A 23,477-nucleotide genomic window follows, 5' to 3' on the forward strand; every position below is an offset into this window, starting at 1 on the left:
TTTAAAATTTTATCCCGAACCTCTGGTAGATTCGGGATAAATATTTATTTTTCTCCATACACTTCTGTGTAAGTAGCAGTAGTTTCTTCTAATGCCTCATCTATAGTCTGATCACCGTTTAAAACTGATATTACTTGTTCTTTTAAAACATTTTGGGCGTTACCTTCAGCAGTTAATTGCTTTCCATTCATCTCAGTTTTCATATAAGCAGACACTGGAGGAGAAGCTTTGATTTCATTTTGGTAAAGCTCATAACTTTCTTGCGCCACATCGTATTGAATATCAGTGTCATTAACAACTGGAAGATAACCACCTAATTTAGCCAATTCTTCGTAATTCTCCTTTTGATATAGCCACTCTATAAATTTCTTAGTTTCTTCTTCGTTTCCTGTGCCTTCAAAACCTAATGTGAAATTTCCTCCTAAATTGGTGGCCCTAGTTTCTTCATAAGGCATGTAAACTGACTTCCACTCAAAATCTTTGATGTTCTCTGAAAAGTCTTTTAACTGCCAACTTCCAGACATGTATGCCGCTACTCTCCCGCTTTTGAACATTGCAGTAGCATCTTCTCCAGACGTCCAAACTGATTTGGGCATTGTCGTGTTATCATTGATATCAACAAAGTATTCTAATCCTTCCTTAGTTTCTTCGTTGGTCGTATATCCTCCCTCGTCATTAGGAACAAACCCGTTACTCCCGAATTGGTATAACATTGATTGGAGTCGATGTTCTGATCCATCCATTACAAAACCATATCTTGCGTTAGTTTTTTCCACTACTTCATTAACCGAATCAACGAATGTATCCCAAGTCCAGGTATCTTCTTCATTGGTTGGAAAGGAAACTCCGGCTTCTTCAAATAAATCTTTATTAACGAACAATCCAACAGCTGTTAAATCTAATGGAAGAGCTTTTGTTTCGTCATCAACTTTGATAGGTAGGTTTTCATCAATGTCCAAGCTTTTATTAATCTCAGATAGGTCCATCAAGCTATCCTTCCATAAAGGAGAAAGGCTTGTTGTTCTTACAAGTTCTGGAGGGTTATCATCACGGACCATATTGGATATCCTCGTAGACATATCTGCATATGGCACTTCTACTACTTTAATAGTTACGTCATTTTCATCGCTATACTTTTTTGCCATAGTTGAAATGGCATTCCCTTCGACATTATCACCTGATACTAAAAATTCTATTTCCTCTTTACTACCCTCACTCTGATTACCGCAAGCTGTAGCAACTAACATCAGTAACAAAATAATGACAGCCAGACTAATTTTTCTCATTTAAATTCCCCTTCCTAAATTAATTTTGAAAGTTCATTCGTAAAAATAAGTAAAGCGCTTTCTTGGGATAAATATATATTTTTTTCTGAAAATAGTCTTATTAGTTTCGGAATGATATTCTCATATTCGGAAATAGTTATGGTGGATTGAATAAACTAAAAAATTTATCAAGGAAGAGAAGGATATGAGAACCTTTACCACAACTTTTATACATAAATGAGCATTGACCTATTTCCATTCTTTTAATAATTAATTGCAATAAAAGAAATTATACTATCTAACCTACTTCATTGTAAAAATAGTTTTACAAATATTTAGTCAATATCAACCAGAGTAAATCAATTTATTTCAAACATAAACCTTACTACGAAAGTTTTATTTTTTGAGAAACGAACAAAATAATATTTATAATTTTCTGAAAAAATATGGTTGTATAAGACTTATTAATGTGCTACATTTTCGTTTAAACAAAAAGAATAGGTCAGGAGGTTTCATATTGAAGATTGTAATAGCGCCAGATTCCTTTAAAGGAAGTATTCATTCTACTCAAGCTGCTAAAATCATAGCGAGCGCGTTCCATTCTGTAAGCTCGGATGTAGAAACCATTCAGAAGCCAATGGCTGATGGTGGAGAAGGGACGCTTGAGGCCATCTTAAACGCTGGCAACAGTGGAAAAATTCATTTTAATTGCAAAGGACCATTAGGAGAAGCTTCAAGTAGTTGGTATGTAGAGACTGGAGAACATACTGCAGTGATAGAAAGTGCTAATATTGCAGGTTTACCTATGGTTCCGGAAGAAAAGAGAAACCCTGATAAAACAACCACCTATGGGATTGGGGAAGCCATCAAACATGCCCTGAATCGTGGGAAAACCGAGCTCATTATTGCCATTGGTGGTAGTTCCACCAATGATGGAGGACTTGGGATGCTTCAAGCTCTTGGTATGAGAGCACTTGACCGTAAAGGAGAGGAAGTGGGTATTTATGGAGAGGGGGTTTTGGAGATAGAATCCCTCGACTTTTCAAAACTAGATAAGAGGCTTAAGAAGGTTACTATCCGTGTGGCTTCGGATGTGGATAATCCTTTAACCGGATCTACAGGGGCTAGTATAATATATGGCCCCCAAAAAGGAGCAACAGTTTCACAAGTTAATAGTTATGATCAAGCTTTAGAATATTATGGTCGTCTTGTGGAAAAAGCGTGTGGAAAATCCATTCGTAAGCACAAAGGTGCAGGGGCTGCTGGGGGGCTGGGTTTTGCTTTCTTATCTATTGGAGGGGAGATACATTCGGGAGCAAAACTCATAGCGGATTCTATCGGCTTGACTGAATCCATACAGATAGCTGATGTAGTTGTCACTGGGGAAGGAAAGAGTGATGAGCAAACATTGTACGGCAAAGCTCCAGGGTATATTGCTAAATTAGCGCAACAATATGAGAAACCTACTATTTTGATTTCGGGAAGTCAAGAAGGTAGTATGGAAAAATTGAATCAACTATTTGTAGGATGTTTTTCCATTATTCCCGCCCCAATGTCTTTACATGAATGTATAACCCACGCCCCGGATAATTTGTATCATACTGCCTGCCAGGTAGCACGTCTTACCACTCTAAAGAGTTTCTTAAGTGACTGAGTATGGAGTTGCTTCTTTTCAACGGGGATCTATTGAGTATGCTATAAATTAAGTAGAGGAGTGAATAAAATGTATGAAGGAGTTATTAGTAAACATGCTGGCATTATTTCTTTATATGAAAGTAAACATAACGAGAGAGATGTAGTCAAGTCACACTTTCATAAAACCCACCAGATTTTGTACATACTGGAAGGTAAGGGGAGTTGCAAGTTAAAAAATTTTGATCATGAAATAGTGCGAGACAGTTTTATTATAATTCCTCCCCTTACTGAACACTCAATAGTTGTCCAATCTAAAATGACAATTTTAGTGCTTGAATTTGACTCCACTGCATTAAGTGGTGATGTCCAGCAACAATTGATTCCTTTTGTATTCAAGGAAGCTTACGTTTATAAGTTGAATACATTTGACAGTAGTGAACTTCGCCAACTCCTTCGGAAAATGCTGTATGAACAGTCTCATGGTGATAATTTTTGGATATTAGCATTAAAAGTTTATATGGTAGAATTACTTTTTACAATTGGACGTTCCCATAAGAATAACTCTCAAATGGATACGAATTCCCTACGTGCTGAACAAATACGATACTATATTGATACCCGGTATTTTGATATCAAGAATGCAGAAGATATAGCAACGAGAATGGGAATGAGTACACGTTATATGCAAAGTATTTTTAATGAATATTATGGTAGCACACCTATACAATATTTAACGGAAGTTCGACTCGGTTTAGTAAAACAACTTTTGCTTGAAACAGAAAAAGATATTGTATCGATTTGCTTTGAAGTGGGTTTCGAGTCACTCTCCACTTTTTATCGATTATTCAAGAAAAATATTGGTGTCCCCCCAAATATGTATCGTACTACTCATCAAAGTATATGAATCGCTAAACAAACTTCCTTGAATAGATAATTATAAAATCATTTCCGAAATTGATAATTCATTTCCTCATTTAATAAGACAACGTTTTCAATAGCGTTTAATCTGGACTTACTTTAATAGAGGGGTGATTATATGAGTACACATAATATTGGAATTATTATGAACGGCGTCACAGGGCGCATGGGAACTAGGCAACATTTAATTCGTTCTATAGTTGCAATACGTAATCAAGGAGGGGTCTCTCTTGGTAATGGAGATTACATTATGCCAGATCCTATCCTTGTGGGCCGGAATGAAGAAAAGTTAAGGAAACTTGCTGAAGAACATTCCATTCAGCGCTGGACGACAAACCTGGGAGAAGCTCTCGCGGATGAGAACAATACGATTTACTTTGATTCGCAAACTACCTCCCTTCGAGAAGAAGCTATAAAACAGGCTATTGAAGCAAATAAGCATATTTATTGTGAAAAGCCAACAGCCACTTCATTAGAAAGTTCTTTAAGGTTAGCCAAGTTAGCAAAAGAAGCTGGTGTTAAAAACGGGGTAGTCCAGGATAAATTGTTTCTGCCAGGTGTTATGAAATTAAAAAGATTAATTGATGCAGGTTTCTTTGGCGACATCCTGTCAGTACGAATGGAATTCGGTTATTGGGTATTTGAAGGAGACTGGCAAGAAGGTCAACGTCCATCTTGGAATTATAAAGAGGAACAAGGCGGAGGAATTGTTGTAGACATGTTCCCTCACTGGCGTTATGTTCTTGATCACTTATTCGGTTCAATCCAATCATTATCAGCTGTTACGGCTACACACATAAACAGCCGCGTGGATGAAGAAGGAAGTACTTATAATGCTACAGCTGACGATGCCTCCTACGCTATCTTTGAACTTAACAACGGTATCATTGCCAGTGTGAATTCATCTTGGGCGGTTCGTGTTGATCGGGATGACCTTTTGACTATTCAAGTGGATGGGACAGAGGGCAGCGCTGTAGCTGGACTTCGAGGGTGTAAAACCCAACATCGTGTGAATACCCCTAAACCAGTTTGGAATCCGGACATTGAAAATATTATTGACTTCCAAGACCAATGGGTAGAAGTACCAGACAATCAACTATTCGAAAATGCCTTTAAAATTCAATGGGAAATGTTTTTAAAGCATGTTCATCATGATGAAGTTTTCCCATGGGATTTGCTTGAAGGAGCTAAAGGAACCCAACTGGCCGAATTAGGTTTACAGTCATCCAAGGAACGCCGCTGGCTTGATGTCCCAAATTTAAATGTGTGAAGGAGGTTATGAGTATGAGTAATATTATATATTTGCCGAAAAAAGATGGTAGCACCTACAAATATAAGTTATCTCAAACAGAACCATTACCTTCACCATCGAAAAGTAACTTCAAGTCACGTGTTGCTTATTCAGCTGTCCATGTGGTAGCCGATCCTTTTAAAAGTGTAGGACCTGCCAATAAACCTGCTATAAATTGGGAACAAACCATGCAATACCGTCATTATCTCTGGTCACTTGGCATGTCGGTTGCTGAAGCGATGGATACAGCACAACGGGGAATGGGATTGGATTGGGAACAAGCAAAAGAGTTAATTATCCGCTCCGTAACGGAAGCCAAGAGCGTTGGCGGAGATATTGCTAGCGGTGCAGGGACGGATCATCTTGAACCAAGCCCAAACGTTACTGTAGAAGATGTAGTAAATGCATATGAAGAACAGGTTTCCTTCGTAGAAGGGGCTGGGAGCAAAGTCATTTTAATGGCCAGCCGTGCTCTTGCATCATGTGCTACGACACCCGAAGATTATGAATACGTTTACGGAAAGATTTTAAGTCAGGTGTCACAGCCAGTGATTCTTCATTGGCTAGGGGATATGTTCGACCCAAATTTGGGAGGATATTGGGGCCACCATAACATAGATGAAGCGATGAAGGTTTGCCTTCGCATAATGTATACTCATGCTGACAAAATTGAGGGTATCAAAATCTCACTATTGGATATGGAAAGAGAAATTGAAATGCGAAGACGTTTGCCAGCTGGCGTGAGGATGTACACTGGGGACGACTTTAATTATCCTTCTTTAATTGAAGGTGATGAATTAGGTTATAGTCATGCTCTTTTAGGGATTTTTGATGCCATAGCTCCGGTGGCTGCTTCTGCCTTGCTTGACTTAGATGAAGGTAATATTCATCAATTCAGAGAAAAACTAGATCAGACAGTACCACTCGCCCGTCATATTTTTCAAAAGCCTACGTACGCTTACAAAACAGGAGTAGTATTTTTAGCCTATTTAAACGGACATCAACCTCACTTCCGTATGATTGCCGGAGCTGAGAGCTCTCGTTCTATATTGCATCTAACTGAATTGTTCGAGCTTGCTGATCAAGCGGGAGTTTTAACAGATCCTGAACGTGCGATTGAAAGAATGAAACCTGTATTAGAATTAGCTGGTTTCCGACCACGGGAGGCGGTAAAATGAGTGGAAATGTAGACATAAAGAGATTGAGTTTAAATCAAATCACGACAGAAAACTGGTCATTGAGAGAAGCAATAGAGGGCTGTGTACGTCACGATATTCCTTCAATTTCTGTCTGGAGGCATAAAATATCAGAAATTGGTTTAAAAGAAAGTAAGAATATGATCAAAGCATCAGGTCTCAGTGTTTCTAGCATTTGTCGAGGTGGAATGTTTCCGGCAGTTAATGCTTCTGAGCGTGAAACTCGTATTGAAGATAATAAACGAGCAATTGAAGAAGCTGCTGAACTTGGGACAGAAGTACTTGTTCTTGTATGCGGACCCTCCCCAAATAAAGATTTACAGGAAAGTCGTAAATGGGTTCAGGAAGGAATAGAATCGCTAATCCCCTTTGCAGAACAGCATCAAGTAAAGTTAGGTATTGAGCCTTTGCACCCTATGTATGCAGCAGACCGATCAGTGATTACTACTCTTGGTGAAGCAAATAAAATGCAAAGGATGTTAGGTTCCCGACAAGTCGGTGTCATAGTTGATGTGTTTCATGTATGGTGGGATCCTTTTCTTTATGAGGAGATAACACGTGCTAGCGGGAATATTTTAGGCTTTCATGTTTCCGATTGGAAAGTACCACTCCCTGATATCTTTAAGGGGCGTTCAATGATGGGGGATGGCGTGATTGATATCCCACGTATTAGACAAGCCGTGGAAGAAGAGGGGTATCAAGGAGCAATAGAAGTGGAAATAATCAATCAAGATATATGGAATATGCCTGGAGATGAAAACCTGCAAATGATAAAAGAACGCTTTGCAGCTTGCGTTTAACTATTAATAAAACGGAGCAATAGTTGCTCCGTTTTATTTCTATGCTCAAAGCACTAAAAATTGAAGGAAAGGAGTCATTGATAATGGATAAAGCAGAGCCTACTCACCACACTGATTTTCAACCGACATACCATCAAGAACCTCCGGTGGAAGAGAATAAGCTTTTTATTGCGGTTGTTGGATTAGAGCATGGACATATCTATAATATGTGTAATGGATTAAAAGAAGCGGGTGCAAAAATTCGATGGGTTTGGGATGAGGATAGTGAAAAAATTAAAGACTTTCAACAAACGTTTCCAGAAGTCAGTGCTGCTCAATCTTTTTCTCAAATTCTAGAAGATGAAACGGTACAAATGGTAGCTAGTGCTGCTATTCCTTCACAACGTTGCGAAGTAGGCCTCCAAACCATGGACACGGGTAAACATTATTTCTCAGCAAAAGCGCCGTTTACGACAACAGAACAATTGAGAGCGGCAGAACAAAAAGTAAAGGAAACTGGACTTCTTTGGGCAGTGTTTTACAGCGAACGGCTTCAAGTAGAATGTGCAGGATTTGCAGAACAACTGATTCAAAAAGGTGCAATCGGTGATGTGGTTCAAGTGCTTGGATTGGGTCCTCACAGGCTGAACATTGAAAAACGTCCAGATTGGTTTTTTAGAAAAGAAAATTATGGGGGTATCATTTGTGATATTGGTAGCCATCAAATAGAGCAATTTCTCTGGTTTGCAGATGCCAATGATGCGAAAGTGATAGGAAGTACAGCTATAAATATGGCTCATCCAAAGTATCCTGAATTTGAAGATTATGGTGATGCTCATTTAGTTGCAGATAATGGAGCTGTTCATTACTTTCGGGTTGACTGGTTTACTCCGGATGGTTTAAGCAATTGGGGGGATGGCCGTACCATAATATTAGGCACAGATGGTTATATTGAATTAAGAAAATTTGTAGATATAACTAAAGACGATGAAGGGGAACAGTTATATTTAGTAAATCATGGAGGTGAAAGAAGATACAATGTAAAAGGTAAACTGGGTTATCCTTACTTTTATCGTCTGGCAAACGATGTATTAAAAAATACATCATATGCCATGCCGCAAAAACATGTTTTTAAAGCCGCTGAGATTTGTTTAAGAGCTCAGGAACAAGCATTTTCATATCAAAGGAAGGGGGATGCAATATATGGAAAAATGCGGAATCCTCATAGTCGGAATAGCAGGTTATGGTGAATTGTATGTTAAGGCACTCATGGAACAAAACAGGCTTTCATGGGTAAAAGGTGTCGTCGATATCTATCCAGAACATAGCAGTTATTTTAAAACAATTATTGAAATGGGAATACCTATTTTTTCTTCTCTCGAAGAATTTTACGAGGTTGCTAATGCTGACTTGGCGATTATTTCGACTCCTATTCATTTACACGCTCCCCAGGCTATAAAAGCTATGAAAAATGGCAGTCATGTTTTATGTGAAAAGCCTATGAGTGGTTCTTGGCAAGAAGCAGAGCAAATGCGCAAAGTAAGAGACCAGACTGGACGATTTTTGGCCGTTGGTTTTAATTGGTCATTCACTGATAGCGTAAACGATTTGAAAAATGATATTAATCGAGGTTTATTTGGAAAACCTTTACGCGGACGCACCATCGTGTTATGGCCGAGGAATGAGGCTTATTATAACCGTTGTAACTGGGCAGGAAAGCTTTATGGCCCAAATGGTGAAGCAATTTTTGATAGCATTGCAAACAATGCAGCTTCCCATTTCTTTCATCATTTGTTATATGTATTGGGAGAGACAGAAGAACAAAGTGCAAAGCTACATTCGTTAGATATAGAATTATATCGGGCTAATCCTATTGAAACATTTGATACCTGTGCCTTAAGAGCAAAAACAGATCAATCTGTTGAATTGATGTATTTTGCTTCACATGCTCTCAATAAAGAATATGGGCCAGAATTTGAATTAGAATTTGAAGAGGCAACTATTCATTATAAGGTAGATAGTAAAATGAAAGCAATATGGCACAATGGAAGAGAGAAGGATTACGGTGATCCAGAATCTGAACATATGCGAAAATTAGACATTTGTATACAAAAAGCATTAAAAGGAGAGACAAATATTCGTTGTGGAATAGAAGCCTCTTACTCTCATATGCTAGCCATAAAAAGTATGCATGAAGCCGTGCCCGAAATACCTACTGTCTCTTACCCCTATATCCAAAAGGATCCAGAAACAACGATTACAAGTATCATAGGCTTAGAGGATACCCTAATGAATTGTTACAAAAAACGTATACTTCCTAAAGAAACAGATAGTATATGGACAAATTGCGGAAATATAATTGAAATTTCAAGTGAGAGTTATCCATATTAAAAGTTGCAGTCACAGACATTTGTAACAAAAAGGTTATTAAGTTAAATTTCCCTAAACATCATTAATTGAGGCCATGCACTTCTATACAATATCAGAAGTTAAGAAAGTATTGATGAATCATTAACTCCGAAGGGAAATTTACTCACTCATTATTATTTTAATAAGATTGTTTTCTTTAATATTGGAAACATAAGATTAAAGATTTATACTTTATCAAAAATTTATAAACTCAAAAGGCCTCGGGACAACTGAATACGAGGCTTTTGTTTAGTAAAAAGGTACTTTATTTATATACCATTGCAAGTTCTGTACCTTTCCAATAAAGGATAGCGCCCTTGCGAAAGTATTTTACTTTTGAAGGTGAATTCAAATGAGAATCAGGGCTTCTAAAAGGATTTGTGCGTCTCTTTGAGGTAATAGATTCAACCATTATGGTGTTATACAATACATGCAATATATAAACGAAAGTGTAATTATGTTAACTCTTTTACAGTGACGCCTTCTATTAATAATGGTTGATAATAGATTTCGTTCTGTAAATCCTTGTTTCCCTGGAGTTTCTTAATAACCCAATTCGCTGCATCCCTACCCATTTGTTCTTGCGGGTGTGTAAGTGTGGTTAATTTAATATTAGCGTTTCTGGCAATATAAGAGTTGTCCTGGCCGATTATTGACAACTCATCAGGGACCGGAATTCCAAGTTGTCTACATGCATTAACTACTTCTAACCCAACTTCATCGTTGTAGCAAACCATTGCAGTTAATTCGTCTCTTTTATCGAGTAGGAACTTCTTTAAGTTGATGTATAAATCTAGCTTAGTTTCTGTATCAAAAGAAAGTACTTTCTCAGGGTGAAACTGTAATTTTGCTTCTCCAAGTGCTTTTATATATCCCTTCATTCGATACTTTCCTTGTAAATCATCACTTTTTGAAATAATCCCGATTTGCGTGTGCCCTTTAGAAACTAGTTCTTTTGTTGCGATATAGCTAGACTGTACGTCATCAAGGCAAAGAAAAGGAACATCTAATTCTTCATAATAAGCATTTATCATAATGAATGGAATTTCCTGCTCCTTGAACGAAAGGTAATAAGCAATATTAGGATTGTATAGATTGCTTTTTGTTGGTTCAATAATCAAGCCATCCACACCGAATGACAACATCATCTCTAGAGCTTTTTTTTCTTGTTCAACATCATTATTCGTACTGGCTAACAGTAATGAATAATTTTCCTCGTTCAGTCTGCCTTCAATACCACGAATGATAGAGGGGAAAATGTAATCAGAAATATAAGTGGTGATTACACCTATTGTTTTATTATGGGGTTTCTTCACGGATTTTGATTGATATTGATTACTTACATAAGTTCCTGATCCCTTTTCACTTCTTAAGAAGCCCTCATTTGATAGCTCTAAAATAGCTTTTCGAACTGTTTGTCTACTAACATTGTATATTTTCTGAAGGGCGGATTCCGTAGGGATTCGCTCTCCTACGCTGTACACTCCTGAAAGAATTTTACTTTTAATATCATCAATAAGCACTTGATATTTTGGTTTCATTTTTTCCCTTCTTTCTTAGTTGTTCGCAATTTTTTTCATTTTTAAACATTTATGCGTACATATTCTACCATGTTTACATATAGATTTAAATCATTCCTCCTATTTGCAAACAACTCAACATCCAACTAATTTTTCATTTTGGCCTGCAAAATATAAGTTACTTAGGAGTCTACCTCTGATTTTTGTAAGTACATATAATTTAATAATTGACATTTGTACGTACAAAAAATATACTAGAGTTGTAAAAAGGTATGTGAAAAGTAAAACGTTTTTATTTCAGATATGAAACCGCTATCAGAGAGGGGATTAATTTGAAAAATAATACAGTTAACATTAGACAAAAGATTATTAATGGGGAAACGTCCCTGGGGATTGAACTTGGCTCCACGCGTATTAAAACCGTATTGATTGATAATCGTTTTGAAACCATAGCATCTGGAAGTTTTGAATGGGAAAATCGTTTGGAAAACGGATTTTGGACGTACCATTTAGAAGAAATTACTACTGGGCTTAGTGCTGCTTATAGAGATATGAAGCAAAACGTTGAACGCAATTATGGAATTGCAATTCAGAGTATAGGTTCTATTGGAATTTCTGCCATGATGCACGGCTATATGGCTTTTGACAACAAAGGTAATTTACTTGTTCCATTTCGAACGTGGCGAAATTCAACCACTAGTGTTGCTGCTAACAAATTAACTGATCAATTTCAATTCAATATTCCGGAACGTTGGAGTATCGCCCATCTTTATCAAGCGATATTAGAAGAAGAGAAACATTTACCACACATTGATTATATCACTACATTAGCTGGATTTATTCACTGGTTACTGACTGGTAATAAAGCAATTGGAATTGGAGATGCCTCCGGCATGTTTCCGATTAGTGAATCAAATCAAGATTACAATGAATCGATGGTTAAGCAGTTTGATGAACTAATTGCTACTCGAGGATATCCGTGGAAATTGAAAGATATTCTTCCTACAGTTTATCTATCAGGTGAACAAGCAGGTTCACTAACTGAAGTGGGAGCGAAAATCCTAGATAAATCAGAAAATTTGCAACCAGGAATTCCGCTCTGTCCACCAGAAGGGGATGCTGGAACAGGAATGGTTGCTACAAACAGTGTGAGGAAACGCACTGGGAACGTCTCAGTAGGAACTTCAGTTTTTGCCATGATTGTGTTGGAGAAGGAACTTTCAATCGTTTCTCCGGAAATCGATCTGGTAACCACACCAAGCGGTATTCCAGTTGGAATGGTTCATGCCAACAACTGTTCAAGTGACCTCAATGCATGGATCGGATTGTTCCAAGAATTTTATGAAGCGATGGGACGAAAGGTTGGTGTGGATGAGTTATTCACTGTGATGTTAAATAAAGCTTTGGAAGCTGACCCTGATGGTGGTGGATTACTTAGCTACGGATATTTCTCAGGTGAAAATATCACAGGATTAGAAGAAGGCCGACCATTATTTGTTCGTTCTCCTGAGAGTAATTTTAACTTAGCAAACTTTATGCGGATCCATCTTTTTACTGCTTTTGGTGCTTTAAGAATTGGAATGGATATTTTGACAAAGGAAGAAAATGTGGCAATTGATAGAATTATAGGTCACGGTGGCTTATTTAAAACTCCTATTGTCGGACAAAAAATTGTGGCAGCTGCCATGAATGTTCCAGTTTCGGTTACGGCAACAGCTGGCGAAGGCGGTGCTTGGGGAATTGCTATTCTGGCTTCTTACTTGAGGAACAAAAATCCCAAAGAAAGTTTAGAAGATTTTCTTGATAAAAAAGTCTTTTCTGGAGTTGAAGTACAAGAAATGCGCCCAGATCGATTGGATGTAAAAGGATTTGAAACATTCATCGAACGATACAAGGAAGGATTAGTGATTGAAAGGGCCGCAATAGACAATTTAATTAAGAACGGGAGGGATTGATATGTTAGAACAACTAAAAGAAGAAGTGTTCCAAGCAAACCTAGAATTGCTAAAGCAAGGACTTGTGAAATATACATGGGGAAATGCAAGTGCGATAGATCGTGAGAGCGGTCTCTTTGTAATTAAACCAAGTGGCGTGGGTTATGAAACTATGAAGGTTAGTGATATGGTGGTCGTTGATTTAGAAGGTAAGGTGGTGGAAGGAGAATTAAAGCCTTCATCAGATACACCAACTCATGCAGTACTATATAAGCATTACCCAGCAATCGGTGGTATCACTCACACTCACTCAACCTGGGCAACAATCTGGGCTCAAGCAGGTCTTGATATACCAGCAATGGGAACCACTCATGCAGATACATTCTATGGTTCCGTCCCATGTGCTCGTTTCTTAACACAAGAGGAGATCGATCGTGGCTATGAAGCTGAAACTGGCAAAGTAATCATTGAAACATTCGAAGACAGAGGGTTAGATATTTTAGCTGTTCCTGGTGTCTTACTTCATGGACATGCTCCGTTTACATGGGGAAAAGATGTAACATCAGCGGTAATAAATAGTGTGGTACTAGAGGAAGTTTCAAAAATAAATTTATTTGCGCGCGAATTAAATCATTTTGCTAAAGAATTACCACAGCGTATTTTAGATAAACATTACTTAAGAAAACATGGGGCAAAAGCCTATTATGGGCAACAGTAATACAAATTAAATGCAGAGAAGAGGTATGTTATGTCAGCTATAGAAAACAAAGAGTTTTGGTTTGTTGTAGGATCACAACACCTTTATGGAGAAGAAACGTTAGCAGAAGTTAAAAACCATGCGAAAACAATTACTGATGCATTAAATGAAAGCGGTGTTCTACCGTACCCGGTTGTGTTGCAGGATTTAGCTGTTAACACCGATAAAATCACAAGGATTATGAAAGAAGTCAACTATCGGGATGAGGTTGCCGGTGTTATTACTTGGATGCACACATTTTCGCCTGCGAAAATGTGGATTCGCGGCACAAAATTATTACAAAAACCATTACTCCATTTAGCCACACAATTCAACGAAAGTATTCCATGGGAATCGATTGATATGGATTTCATGAACCTTAACCAATCTGCTCATGGGGACCGTGAGTATGGTTTTATCAATGCCCGTTTGAACAAAAAAAATAAAGTTGTTGTCGGTTATTGGGGACGTGCTGAAGTCCAAAAGCAAATTGCAGATTGGATGAACGTAGCGGTAGCTTATATGGAGAGTTTTGAAATCAAAGTCGCTCGATTCGGTGACAATATGCGTCACGTTGGAGTGACCGAAGGGGATAAAGTAGAAGCACAAATTCAGTTTGGATGGACCGTAGATTATTTTGGAATTGGTGACCTTGTTCACTATGTGAACGCTGTTAATGACGAAGAAGTTAATGCTCTATTTGAAGAATATACAAAGCTGTATGCATTTGATTATGGTACATACAGTAAAGAAGAATGGGAATACAGCGTAAAAGTACAAGCAAGCTATGAAATTGCCATTAAGCGTTTCCTAGAGGAGGGTGGTTACAATGCTTTCACTACTAACTTTGAAGATTTATATGGCTTGAAACAGCTTCCCGGACTTGCCGTTCAACGTTTGATGGCTCATGGATATGGTTTTGCTGCTGAAGGGGATTGGAAGACCGCAGCACTGGATCGCTTACTCAAAGTGATGAGCCATAACCAATCAACTGGCTTTATGGAAGATTACATCTATGAATTGGCTACTGGTCAAGAAGCAATTCTTCAATCACATATGCTTGAAGTAGATCCAACTTTAGCAAGTAACAAACCAAAAATTATCGTTTCTCCATTAGGCATTGGTAATCGAGAAGATCCAGCTCGTTTAGTATTTGACGGTAAGGCTGGAGAAGGTGTAGTTGTTTCAATGGCTGACTTTGGTACTCATTACAAGCTTTTGATTAACGAAGTTGCTGCATCTGAACCAACTGTTCCAGCTCCAAAATTACCAGTAGCGCGTATGCTCTGGGAGGTAAAACCAAATTTTCACGATGGCGTAAAAGCCTGGGTAGAAAATGGAGGCGGTCACCATACAGTTGTCTCACTTAACCTAACAACAGATCAAATAGTGTCCTATGCAAAACTGGTGGGCCTAGAATACGTAGTTATTAAGTAAATGCCTCCTCCCAATAAGGTCATTTATATTTAATTGAAAGGGAGTATTTGGAAACGATATTTAAAATGGTTGTAAAGGAACTGAAAAACTCAAAACAAGAGACATTCGGTCCTAGTTTCCGGCATGACTGCTACTAAGTATATTTGAATGAGTGATTATTACAACGAAATTACACATTTTTCACATACTTTCTCTGAATTTCGCCCACATCCTATATTTATACTAAGTTTGTTGGCACAGTTCCAATAAATACTAAATAGAATAGGAGTTTTCGATCTTTATGAAGAAAATATCACTCACCTTCGCATTTATGACTGCCATTCTCGTACTAGGTGCTTGTACCAATACAAGCAATGAAAATGAGGAGAAAGAAGAAAACCAAACTACAGAGGAAAGCAGTTCCACTAATACGAGTGGTTCTTCTGATGCTGGCACTGGGGGTGAAGATAGCGTCACGCTTGAAGAGATGGATGATTTCTATGTAGGAGATTCCCAGGATAATCAGTCTTTGATCCATTCTTTTATTCCTCATGAATCGAACAATACGCCCGTGGTCATGGTTCCCGGTTTGGGACTCGGGGCCAACATTTACGAGAGCACTCCAGATCATCGTAATGGCTGGGCCTATGATTTTTCGCAAGCCGGCTATCCTGTTTATACCGTAGATACCTCAGACCTTGCTAGTGCAGGTCTCTCAGAATCAGAGGCAAGCGCCTCTATGTCTAAATGGGATTCTCAGTCGATCTGGGAGCGCTGGGGATTAGGTTCCGCTCCGGATGAACCTTATCCAGACGGGCAATTTCCGGCAGACTCTTTTGAACAATTCTATGCGAGTATTCCCATGCAAATAAGCACTGGAGGTGGCTCAGATTCAACCGACGACAGTGAAAGCGCCCGTGGAGGCAAGGGTGAAGGTGCTGGTGGAGGAGGCACTTCCCAGGTTAATCAGCAAGAAGTAGATAATATGATCTCTTTACTAGAAGACAAAGGACCTGCTATATTAATGGTTCATTCTATGGGAGGCGAAATTGGCTATGAGGTAGCGCGTCAACGTCCCGATTTAGTTAAGGGGCTTGTTGCTATTGAACCGGTGGGCTCTCCAACAGACGAGCAGGAAATAGAGGACACATTTGCAGAAATTCCATACCTTGGCGTCTACGGGGATTACCTTGAATCACGTAATCAGGTAAGTCGTCTGGAAGCGGTCCAAACGACCGTTGACATGATTAATGAAAATGGTGGTACAGGCGAAGTGATAGAATTGACAGAAGAAGGGATTAACGGAAACTCCCACTTATTGATGATCGATAAGAACAACAACGAGATTTCCTCGCAAATCATTGATTGGTTAGATCGTGTAGAAACAGAATCATAAAACTTCTGACTCACAGGTGTCCTTCACCTGTGAGTTGTTATTTATTAAAAAGAGTAATAAAATCTTCACTCTGTGTTTTAAAGTTCGATTATTTATGCAGACGGTCTTAGAGAGTTATATTTAGTAAAGTAGGAAACAATATTGAGAATTTTAGTAAAACTCTGGTTGGGAAAGAGTTTCATGATGAAGTCAGAAGTGGAGATATTACGCTGATAAATATACATGCTAGCTGGCGATTGATTGACATACTATTTCCCATAAGTGTTTAGGGGGCATTGATAAAGGTATTTTCATAATAATGTTATAATATGTAAAAAAGTAAAAGTAAGGGGAGAGTAATGAGCCTATCTATATAGAAACAAAGTACATACAGCATTTAGAAAGTGGTATTGGCGATATTGGCAAATTTATTGTTAAAGAAAAAGATAAATTGTCAAGCTTACAATGTGATAAATAAACACATAATATAAATGTAAGTGGTTGATATTAAATTTATTTAAAGAGGGATATTAATGAGAATTGACGAACAAAAGATTGAAGGATGTTACATCTATGAAAAAGATATTATCATCAAATTGACCAAATAGAAGCAACAAACTCGGTTTATAAATACTTTGTTATGAATCAGGGTTCTGCGAACGATTACATTCAAGCCTTTTATTGCATGATGAATGGAGAAAGATACACGAGAACAATTAATACGAAGGCAACTAAATACTTTATGAAAATAATTGGAATGGAATTTGGTGACAATTACCTTGAAAAGATGTTGCTTGCTGTGAAAAAGCATACAGAATATTATGGTAGTGTTAGTAAGGACCGCTTGAGAGGTGTAGAAAACATTTTAAATAATTACAGTTAATTAATTGAGGGACTTAGAAGAAACTAAAAAGAACGCTGATTTGGTGGAGCTTTTCATTAAATCTACATTTTAAAAATAACTTTGTATATCTAGTACTGATATTACATCAAAAAATTCAAATCCTTGTTGACGAATTGTTGACCAAACTCGTCAACAACTATTTATTTATATCATATTTAATCCTAAGCAAAATTCCATAAATCCAATAACATCAGGAATATCTAGTACAAATCATGTTCAATAATACTCAGGACTCATGACTGGCAGTGTAGAGGTCAGCGGTTCGAGCCCGCTATGCTCCACTAAACAAAGAAAAAACCCTGCAGAGCAGGGTTTTTTTATGAAATTTTATTTAATCCTTATGCTAAGCTCACAAAGCATGATAACACTTAAGGAGGAGGACATAAGTATGGTTGATTTGTCCAAGGTTACCAAAAGTGATGCTGAATATTATGAGAGTATGGTAAGAAGTGGTACAAATACTCCCGAGCTGCGTCTCTATGATCGATCCCCATTTTAAGAGTTACTTAAGGATCGTAATTCTGAGGATTACAAACGGTTTATAAAAGTGTACAATACTATGCAATATGTTCTTTTAGAAAGGGATAAGCTTGTGCTGAATAAGATATACGGGGTTGATTGTGAAATAGAGATACTGAGTGAAATAGCGAAAGAAATCAATGTAACCACATAGCGTGTAAGGCAAATTCGCTATAAGGCGAACGTAAAAATTTTAAGTTGATGAATATTCGCCAGAACCGCTCTTTATTAGGAGATATTGTAGATGAGGTTCGTTTAGACTGCCTGACAAAATTACGACACGCAATTCGTTTTAAAAAAAGATTCAGTGAATTTATAAAATACTGCGGCCGTTTTCTCCCCCATCCACATAAGAATCCAATTTTAGAGGTTAGGCAGATCTATTAAACAATTTCTTTGACATCAATATCAATCCTAGTTATTCTATGATTATAAATCCGACTATTTTTATAAGGAAAAGGGTGTTTATATGGAAACTATTAGAGTTGAACCTATAGATGAAGGAAAGGATCCAGTAAAGCGTGAAGATGCTGCTTTAAATAGCCCACAGATGCCGCTGATTATCGGTGGTCTCATCGTTGGTGCCATTTTAATGATTTACCTTATGGTAACCCAAAATGTAGTGCAGTCATTACTACTTGTGATTGGTTTGTTGCTTGGTTATACACTATTTCATGCTCGCTTTGGTTTTACTTCCGCATTTCGCAGGATGATGTCAGTGGGGAATGGACAAGCTATACGTTCTCACATGGTAATGTTAGCCGTAGCTGTGACTTTATTTGCTCCGATATTAGCATTTGGGTATTCTTTCTTTGGAGAAGAACCGGGAGGGAATGTTTCGGCAATTGGAGTAAGTCTTCTAGTAGGGTCATTTATGTTTGGTGTCGGGATGCAGCTTGGTGGAGGATGCGCTTCTGGTACGCTTTATGCCGTCGGAGGCGGTCGCTCTGTTATGCTTGTTACGCTATTATTCTTTATTATTGGCTCGACTATAGGGGCAGCTCACCTGCCATTCTGGACGGAAGATCTGCCTGCATTTGAACCTGTGTCTCTCGCGACGTCTACAGGTCTGGGCTATGGCGGGGCTTGGCTGCTGTCCATTGGTTTGTTCGGTTTAATTGCCTGGATTACCTTGGTTGTAGAAAAGAAGAAAAAAGCGCCGAAAATGGCACCTGTACCAACAACAAATGGATGGAAAAGAATCTTTCGGGGTTCATGGCCTTTGTTTGCGGCTGCGATTGCATTGGCTGTTTTGAATGCATTAACTTTAATGACCCGAGGGTCTCCGTGGGGCGTCACATCAGCATTTGCCCTATGGGGGTCTAAAGCAGCTCAATTCTTTGGGTTTGATGTGGCTAGCTGGGGGTACTGGCAGGGAGAGAACGCTGCCGTTTTGGAGGCGTCCATTTTTGCAGACTCTACCACAGTATTGAACTTAGGCGTTATATTAGGTGCGTTCCTGGCTTCAGCAGCAGGCGGCCTATTCAAATTTTCAAAATTGAATGGGAAAAATGTTGCGGCTTCCGTTATTGGAGGTTTGCTGATGGGGTATGGAGCCCGACTTGCTTTCGGGTGTAATATAGGCGCATACTTTAGCGGGATTGCATCCTTTAGCCTTCATGGTTACATTTGGGGAGCTTTAGCATTAGCCGGGACATTTCTAGCTTTATATTTAAGACCGTTGTTTGGTTTATCTGTTCCGAAATCAAAAGATTCTTTTTGCTAGCTAATAAAAAGAAGAGACACCGCCATGTGAATCGTTCACATGGCGGTGTTTGTTTATTTCAGATTCTTCTTAATGTATTGAATGATTTTTCTAAGTTCTTTGGGATGAGGGCGGCCGAATGGGCTTGTTTGTCTTTGTTGATATAGTAACTTTCCTTGTCCATCTGTCAAAAAGTAAGCGGGGTCACTGTGAGTACCGTGATCTTCATAAGGTGTCCGGACACAGTCGGTAAGGTAAAATTTGGTACTTGCTGACTTAACTTGAAACTTGTCACGAGCAAACACTCCTTTTAATTATATTTCTTACCTTACCCTAGTTTCGTAATAAATAAATGTGAGCTATATAACAATTTCAATTTTCAACAGAGACTTCACTTATAAAATTAGTCATAAAAAAACTCACACCACTGAATGATGTGAGAATAAACAACTTAGGTGACTCAACCATGTAAGAATCATCCTGGATTCTACATTGTCTTGATTTGATTAACTCGCAGAAGGACAATTCTGTCTAAGAATTCGTTTCCGCTTAATGTGGTTAAGTCAAATTTGTGTTGCTGCTCCTCTTTTCTATAAATTACTTATGAAAAGAAGAAAGTAATGCTAGAGCGACCTTTAAATCTTGACTACCTCTGCAAAGAAAGTGTTGATTTCCATTTCAGGGGTCATTGTCTTACAGGAATTGGTCGACTCTTCGTATCAGGGCGGTTATATAACCCTTATTCCGACACGCGACCTTAAGATCCGGGCAATTCTCATCCTATACACAGGAGTTGTGTTCCCTTCTATCGGTCAAAAATGTCATTGTTCGTTTGGAAACGAACTCGCGATGGTTGAGCCACCTAAGTTGTTTAGCGGTTTGTTATTTCTTTACATGTTTATTATACCATTATTTTTGAGTTAGTGCGAGCAAATTCATAAAAAAGATTGCGCTTACATAACTGATTTGAAAGGTGTTTTTTCAGCGTATGAGATTGGACTAGTAAAACGGGGATTGCAAACTGATGAAGAAACAGGGAAACGTTCTGTTGCGGTATACATTATGCTTATCTTCCATTTTGAAGGTTAAAAGTTGCTGGAAATTTTTAATTTTACAAAGAATGCTTCTAATTTTAAGGGGTTTACCTTTCTTTACACCCCTCTATCTATTAATATATGGGTTGGGTCTTTATTAAAGTAACTATGAATATATTATAGATGTTAATAGTAGAATTAAAATGTTAGAAAAATTGAGAAGTTATTGAATAGTTGTGGATAGAAAGTAGGGTTAAGAAATGAAGTTGAAGAAGTTTGTAGAACACCCGTTATTTACGAGATTTATTCTCGCGGTTATTTTAATAAACGCTGTGCAAATCGGATTTGGAACAGACGCGTCAATATATGAACGTTACGAATCTTTATTCATTGGATTGGATTTACTGATCCTGGCAATTTTTACGGTTGAAATTGTTCTGAAATTAATCGTTTATCGAAAGCAATTTTTTAAAGATGGCTGGAACGTATTTGATTTTGTAATTGTATTTGGAAGTATAGTATTGTATAACACCCATTTGGTTGGCGTCTTAAGGATTCTTCGAGTGCTTCGAGTACTTAGGACAATCTCGGTCGTACCTTCTTTACGAAGGCTAACAGCCGCATTATTCATGGCGATTCCTGCGATTGGATCGGTTACCATCCTTATGGGGATCGTGTTTTACGTGTATGCTGTTATCGGGACGAGCTTCTTTGGTGAAATTACTCCAGAATATTTCGGGAATATTGGTTTAAGTGCGTTGACTTTATTCCAAGTATTTACGCTGGAAAGCTGGGCGAGCGGAGTATTTCGTCCGATTTTTGCTGAAGTTGTCTGGTCATGGTTCTATTTTGTTTCATTTATTATCGTTTCGACGTTTATAATTCTAAACTTGATTGTCGGTGAAATTGTAAACAATGCTCAGAAGCTTTCCGAGCATTCAGAGCAGGAGAGTGAAGATACAAGAAAAATAATGAATGAGCTGAATGAATTGAAACGAATGATCAAAAAGGAAAATGAATAAAAGAGATAAAAAGCGGGGTAACTCCCGCTTTTTATTTTTGCGATGATATGGACTTCTCGCCACAAAATGATAGAATTTAAGTAGAGTATTGAAGAAGGAGTCCAAGTCTATGAATCTGTGGATAAGAAAAGCATTTGTTGTCTTAATTACAATTATGACACTGGGCATTTATATACCACCTGCTTATGCAGAGATAGAAACGGCTGAAAATAAAGAAGTCGCTTCTAAAGATCATGCGGATCACGAGAATTTAGAAAACGAAGAAGCTCCCAAAACAAACGTCGTTGATGATGAGATTTCCCCTTTCGAAGAACCTGTTCTCTCTACTGAATATTATGTACATACGATAACAGAACAGGCGAAGGGTCAAATGGTTACAAAAATGGGGCCAAAAATCATAGATAAAGTGGAAGCTGATTTTGAAAGGGACATCCTGCCTAAGATGGAAGAAGTTATAGAGGAGATTATCACCGAGGCGGGGGAGGAGGATGTTCCCTATTATGAAGTAACAGAGGAACTGACTCCGGGATATGGAGAAAAGATCTTTACAGTATTGGACGGCCGTACGAAAGAAGAAATTGCTCGTTTTGATGTGAGGCGAGATATCCGGCCTGGAGAAGGGTATTGGTTCAATTTTCATTATCATCTGAATAAGGACAGCTTTGAAGAACATCATAGCATTGGAGAAATTTACTGGGATAAAAACACACCTCCTAAGTGGATGTCATAGTTTTATAAAACTTGCTTTACTCATAATAAAATCCCCCGGTTTTGTCAAAATGACGGAGCGGGGGATTTTTATTTATTTCGTAAGTAAATCAGGCTGTTCTTTAATCGGCGTCCTATCCTCAATTTCGTCATTATACAAATGGCAGGCTACAAAGTGATTATGATCGACTTCCTGCCATACAGGTGTGATTTCCGAACAGGCTTTCATAGCCATTGGACAGCGAGTCCTGAACACGCATCCGCTCGGCGGGTCGATCGGACTTGGGATTTCTCCTTCGATGATAACCTGCTCACGACTGTCCTCAATATCCGGATCAGGAATCGGGATCGCTGATAAAAGAGCCTGAGTGTAAGGGTGGAGCGGTTTATCATAGAGCTCTTCACTGCTGGTCAGTTCGACCATATGCCCTAAATACATGACTCCAATACGATCGGAAATATGCTGGACCATAGATAGGTCATGGGCAATGAATAGATAGGTCAGACCCTTTTCTTCCTGAAGCCTTTCTAATAGATTGACCACCTGGGCTTGTACGGAGACGTCCAGAGCGGAAATAGGTTCATCGGCGATAATCAAATCTGGATCAAGTGCAAGTGCCCTTGCGATACCGATACGCTGCCGCTGGCCACCGCTGAATTCGTGGGGGTAGCGGTTGGCGTGATCGCGGTTCAGGCCGACTTCTTCAAGAAGTTCATACACTCTAGCCATACGTTCTTTTTCTGATTTGTAGAGTTTGTGGACAACCATAGGTTCAGAGATAATATCTGCAACAGTGGATCTTGGATTCAAAGAAGCATATGGATCCTGAAAAATCATTTGCAGCTGTCTTTTTAACTGAAAGTCTTCCTTTTCTGAAAGGTGATGGACATCTTTATCATTGAAGAGGACCTGGCCCTCAGTCCTGTTGTACAAGTTCATAATCGTTCGACCTGTCGTAGATTTACCGCACCCTGATTCTCCCACGAGTCCGAAAGTTTCGCCTTTGTAGATGTCAAAACTAACTCCGTCTACTGCTTTTAACGTTTTGCCTTTTCCTAGATTAAAATGCTTTTTCAAGTTACGGACTTGCAGAGTTTTTTCTTCTTTCAT

The 23,477-nt window shown here is 38.4% G+C and carries 17 protein-coding genes and 1 pseudogene; 14 read left to right on the forward strand and 4 right to left on the reverse strand.

Annotated features, from left to right (window positions below; genetic code table 11):
- Nucleotides 1-44: 44 nt before the first annotated feature.
- Nucleotides 45-1,286 (reverse strand): ABC transporter substrate-binding protein, encoded by a 1,242-nt coding sequence (locus LF817_RS02750; protein ID WP_253934225.1) that lies wholly within the window; start codon nt 1,284-1,286, stop codon nt 45-47.
- Nucleotides 1,287-1,668: 382 nt separating this feature from the next.
- On the opposite strand from LF817_RS02750, the gene LF817_RS02755 reads away from it, so the two are divergent.
- The 7 genes from LF817_RS02755 to LF817_RS02785 all read left to right on the forward strand — a co-directional run bounded on the left by LF817_RS02755 (nt 1,669) and on the right by LF817_RS02785 (nt 9,475).
- A complete protein-coding gene (locus LF817_RS02755) occupies nt 1,669-2,919 on the forward strand; it encodes a glycerate kinase (protein ID WP_253934226.1) in 1,251 nt (416 codons plus the stop codon).
- A gap of 69 nt (nt 2,920-2,988) precedes the next feature.
- A complete protein-coding gene (locus tag LF817_RS02760) occupies nt 2,989-3,804 on the forward strand; it encodes an AraC family transcriptional regulator (RefSeq protein WP_253934227.1) in 816 nt (271 codons plus the stop codon).
- 132 nt (nt 3,805-3,936) lie between these two features.
- Nucleotides 3,937-5,088 carry a Gfo/Idh/MocA family protein gene (locus LF817_RS02765; protein ID WP_253934228.1) on the forward strand — a complete coding sequence of 384 codons (1,152 nt, stop codon included), beginning with the start codon at nt 3,937-3,939 and terminating at the stop codon, nt 5,086-5,088.
- Nucleotides 5,089-5,102: 14 nt separating this feature from the next.
- A complete protein-coding gene (locus tag LF817_RS02770; RefSeq protein WP_253934229.1) occupies nt 5,103-6,287 on the forward strand; it encodes a dihydrodipicolinate synthase family protein in 1,185 nt (394 codons plus the stop codon).
- Entirely contained in the window at nt 6,284-7,105 is an 822-nt protein-coding gene (locus LF817_RS02775) for a sugar phosphate isomerase/epimerase family protein (protein WP_253934230.1), read from the forward strand. Before LF817_RS02770 ends, LF817_RS02775 begins: the two co-directional genes overlap by 4 nt.
- Nucleotides 7,106-7,188: 83 nt before the next feature.
- On the forward strand, nt 7,189-8,334 hold the full coding sequence (locus LF817_RS02780; protein ID WP_253934231.1) for a Gfo/Idh/MocA family protein: 1,146 nt from the start codon (nt 7,189-7,191) through the stop codon (nt 8,332-8,334).
- Nucleotides 8,288-9,475 (forward strand): Gfo/Idh/MocA family protein, encoded by a 1,188-nt coding sequence (locus LF817_RS02785; RefSeq protein ID WP_253934232.1) that lies wholly within the window; start codon nt 8,288-8,290, stop codon nt 9,473-9,475. The genes LF817_RS02780 and LF817_RS02785 overlap by 47 nt, the downstream gene beginning before the upstream one ends.
- Nucleotides 9,476-9,948: 473 nt before the next feature.
- On the opposite strand, the gene LF817_RS02790 is transcribed toward LF817_RS02785, so the two are convergent.
- Complete coding sequence (locus LF817_RS02790) at nt 9,949-11,034, reverse strand: GntR family transcriptional regulator (protein WP_253934233.1); 1,086 nt, start codon at nt 11,032-11,034, stop codon at nt 9,949-9,951.
- 311 nt (nt 11,035-11,345) lie between these two features.
- Between LF817_RS02790 and LF817_RS02795 the strand changes: the two genes are divergently transcribed.
- From LF817_RS02795 to LF817_RS02815, 5 genes are all read left to right on the forward strand, one after another.
- Nucleotides 11,346-12,968 (forward strand): xylulokinase, encoded by a 1,623-nt coding sequence (locus LF817_RS02795; RefSeq protein WP_253934234.1) that lies wholly within the window; start codon nt 11,346-11,348, stop codon nt 12,966-12,968.
- A 1-nt stretch (nt 12,969) separates the two neighbouring features.
- A complete protein-coding gene (locus LF817_RS02800; protein WP_253934235.1) occupies nt 12,970-13,665 on the forward strand; it encodes an L-ribulose-5-phosphate 4-epimerase in 696 nt (231 codons plus the stop codon).
- A gap of 30 nt (nt 13,666-13,695) precedes the next feature.
- Nucleotides 13,696-15,120, forward strand: a complete 1,425-nt coding sequence (araA, locus tag LF817_RS02805; protein ID WP_253934236.1) for an L-arabinose isomerase — start codon at nt 13,696-13,698, stop codon at nt 15,118-15,120.
- Nucleotides 15,121-15,400: 280 nt separating this feature from the next.
- Nucleotides 15,401-16,495, forward strand: a complete 1,095-nt coding sequence (locus LF817_RS02810; RefSeq protein WP_253934237.1) for an alpha/beta hydrolase family protein — start codon at nt 15,401-15,403, stop codon at nt 16,493-16,495.
- A gap of 1,871 nt (nt 16,496-18,366) precedes the next feature.
- Nucleotides 18,367-19,623, forward strand: coding sequence for a YeeE/YedE family protein (locus LF817_RS02815; RefSeq protein ID WP_253934238.1), 1,257 nt, complete (start codon nt 18,367-18,369; stop codon nt 19,621-19,623).
- Nucleotides 19,624-19,676: 53 nt separating this feature from the next.
- On the opposite strand, the pseudogene LF817_RS02820 reads toward LF817_RS02815, so the two are convergent.
- Nucleotides 19,677-19,835, reverse strand: a pseudogene (locus LF817_RS02820) (peroxiredoxin); the annotation flags it as partial.
- 1,061 nt (nt 19,836-20,896) lie between these two features.
- On the opposite strand from LF817_RS02820, the gene LF817_RS02825 reads away from it, so the two are divergent.
- Nucleotides 20,897-21,658 carry an ion transporter gene (locus LF817_RS02825; RefSeq protein ID WP_253934239.1) on the forward strand — a complete coding sequence of 254 codons (762 nt, stop codon included), beginning with the start codon at nt 20,897-20,899 and terminating at the stop codon, nt 21,656-21,658.
- A gap of 109 nt (nt 21,659-21,767) precedes the next feature.
- On the forward strand, nt 21,768-22,388 hold the full coding sequence (locus LF817_RS02830; RefSeq protein ID WP_253934240.1) for a YpjP family protein: 621 nt from the start codon (nt 21,768-21,770) through the stop codon (nt 22,386-22,388).
- A gap of 72 nt (nt 22,389-22,460) precedes the next feature.
- On the opposite strand, the gene LF817_RS02835 is transcribed toward LF817_RS02830, so the two are convergent.
- A complete protein-coding gene (locus LF817_RS02835) occupies nt 22,461-23,477 on the reverse strand; it encodes an ABC transporter ATP-binding protein (RefSeq protein WP_253934241.1) in 1,017 nt (338 codons plus the stop codon).

This window comes from Halobacillus sp. A1 (assembly GCF_024189295.1).
Lineage (GTDB): Bacteria > Bacillota > Bacilli > Bacillales > Halobacillaceae > Halobacillus_A.

Bases quoted from the DNA above. Each gene is read 5' to 3' on its own strand.
- LF817_RS02750 (WP_253934225.1), bottom strand. From the start codon at position 1,286: ATGAGAAAAATTAGTCTGGCTGTCATTATTTTGTTACTGATGTTAGTT.
- LF817_RS02760 (WP_253934227.1), top strand. From the start codon at position 2,989: ATGTATGAAGGAGTTATTAGTAAACATGCTGGCATTATTTCTTTATAT.
- LF817_RS02765 (WP_253934228.1), top strand. From the start codon at position 3,937: ATGAGTACACATAATATTGGAATTATTATGAACGGCGTCACAGGGCGC.
- LF817_RS02770 (WP_253934229.1), top strand. From the start codon at position 5,103: ATGAGTAATATTATATATTTGCCGAAAAAAGATGGTAGCACCTACAAA.
- LF817_RS02775 (WP_253934230.1), top strand. From the start codon at position 6,284: ATGAGTGGAAATGTAGACATAAAGAGATTGAGTTTAAATCAAATCACG.
- LF817_RS02780 (WP_253934231.1), top strand. From the start codon at position 7,189: ATGGATAAAGCAGAGCCTACTCACCACACTGATTTTCAACCGACATAC.
- LF817_RS02785 (WP_253934232.1), top strand. From the start codon at position 8,288: ATGGAAAAATGCGGAATCCTCATAGTCGGAATAGCAGGTTATGGTGAA.
- LF817_RS02790 (WP_253934233.1), bottom strand. From the start codon at position 11,034: ATGAAACCAAAATATCAAGTGCTTATTGATGATATTAAAAGTAAAATT.
- LF817_RS02800 (WP_253934235.1), top strand. From the start codon at position 12,970: ATGTTAGAACAACTAAAAGAAGAAGTGTTCCAAGCAAACCTAGAATTG.
- araA (WP_253934236.1), top strand. From the start codon at position 13,696: ATGTCAGCTATAGAAAACAAAGAGTTTTGGTTTGTTGTAGGATCACAA.
- LF817_RS02810 (WP_253934237.1), top strand. From the start codon at position 15,401: ATGAAGAAAATATCACTCACCTTCGCATTTATGACTGCCATTCTCGTA.
- LF817_RS02815 (WP_253934238.1), top strand. From the start codon at position 18,367: ATGGAAACTATTAGAGTTGAACCTATAGATGAAGGAAAGGATCCAGTA.
- LF817_RS02825 (WP_253934239.1), top strand. From the start codon at position 20,897: ATGAAGTTGAAGAAGTTTGTAGAACACCCGTTATTTACGAGATTTATT.
- LF817_RS02830 (WP_253934240.1), top strand. From the start codon at position 21,768: ATGAATCTGTGGATAAGAAAAGCATTTGTTGTCTTAATTACAATTATG.
- LF817_RS02835 (WP_253934241.1), bottom strand. From the start codon at position 23,477: ATGAAAGAAGAAAAAACTCTGCAAGTCCGTAACTTGAAAAAGCATTTT.